The following is a 1,245-nucleotide window of genomic DNA, read 5'->3' as shown; positions in this document are numbered from 1 at the left end:
CTAGTGCCGTGACCACGAACGTTCGCGGTGTTGGGATCAGGCTGCGTGGGTGGTGGGTTGGCCCCAGCGTCGTTGTCGTTCGCTGCGGATGCGGGCGCGTTCGCGGCGTTGGGCGGCCAGGACGTCGGGGTGGCGGGCGTTGGCGTTGCGCCAGCGCAGGTAGGCCTGCAGTTTCCGGGCCAGGACGGTGTGGTTGGGGTGGTTCGAGCCGGCGATCACGAAGGTGCGTAGTGGCCCGAACTGGGCCTCGATCGGGTTGGCCCAGGAGGCGTAGGTCGGGGTGAAGCAGAGCTCGACCTTGTTGCGGGCCGCCCACGCCCGGATCTTGCGGCCTTTGTGCGCGGACAGGTTGTCCAGGATGACGTAGATCGGCGCCCCGTCTGGACGCGCGGCGCGGATCGACTTGAGGGCGGCCAGGGTGTTCGCGGCGCTCTTACGGCGTCGGACGACGCCCCAGAGCTGGTCGTCGCCGACGGAGTAGCAGCCGTGGAACTGCCGGACGCCGTGCAGCTTGTGGTAGTTCGCGGGCAGCCGGTGCGGATGGCCCGCGGGCGCCCACCCGGCCCCAGCCTGTGGGCGGATGACCAGGGGCCCGAACTCGTCGAAGGCGAACACCCGTTGCGGGAAGTGGCTGGTGACGTACTCGATGCGGGCGAGTTTGGCGTCCCGGTGCGGGTCGGTGGACTCCTTCCACGTCTTGGTCCGCTGGAACGTGAGCTTGTGTCGGTGCAGGATCTGCCGCAGTCGCTCACGCCCGATGCGGATTCTCCGGACGGCATGCGAGCCCAGATGGTCGGCGAGTTTGCGGATGCTCCACCGGGTGAACGGTCGCCCCAGCTTCTCGGGGCGGGTGTTGGCCGTCTCGACGATGAACTGCTCTTCGTCAGGACTGATCTGGCGGGGACGGCCACCCGCCCACTGAGGGTCCAGGCTGGCCATCCCCATCTCGTTGAACCGGTGGATGACCTGCCGGATCGTGTCCTCGTCGGCCTGGACGAGGCGGGCGATAGCCGGCACCGTGTTCCCGCCGGCCGAGGCGAGCACGACCATCGCCCGTCGCAGTCGGATCGCCGAGCCGGTTCCCCGGCGGGTGATTTTTAGCAGCTGCTGACCTTCCTGATCACTGAGCCGCCGCACGCGTACAAGATCTGCCACCGCCACAGCCTGACCGGCACAACGCCGCCCGGCCGACAGGCCGCGCGGCGTGTCAACCAACACCGTGAACGTTCGTGGTCACGGCACTAG

1 protein-coding gene is annotated in these 1,245 nt (G+C 68.7%); it reads right to left on the bottom strand.

The window, feature by feature from the left end; genetic code table 11:
• Positions 1–36: 36 nt before the first annotated feature.
• Entirely contained in the window at positions 37–1,155 is a 1,119-nt protein-coding gene (locus tag ACZ6O2_RS36545) for an IS630 family transposase (RefSeq protein WP_466026226.1), read from the bottom strand.
• Between the last annotated feature and the right edge of the window lie 90 nt (positions 1,156–1,245).

The sequence above is a fragment of the Micromonospora sp. NPDC048040 genome (assembly GCF_055587185.1).
Note: the sequence above shows the minus strand (reverse complement) of the source record. Positions and strands in the feature narration are given on the sequence as shown.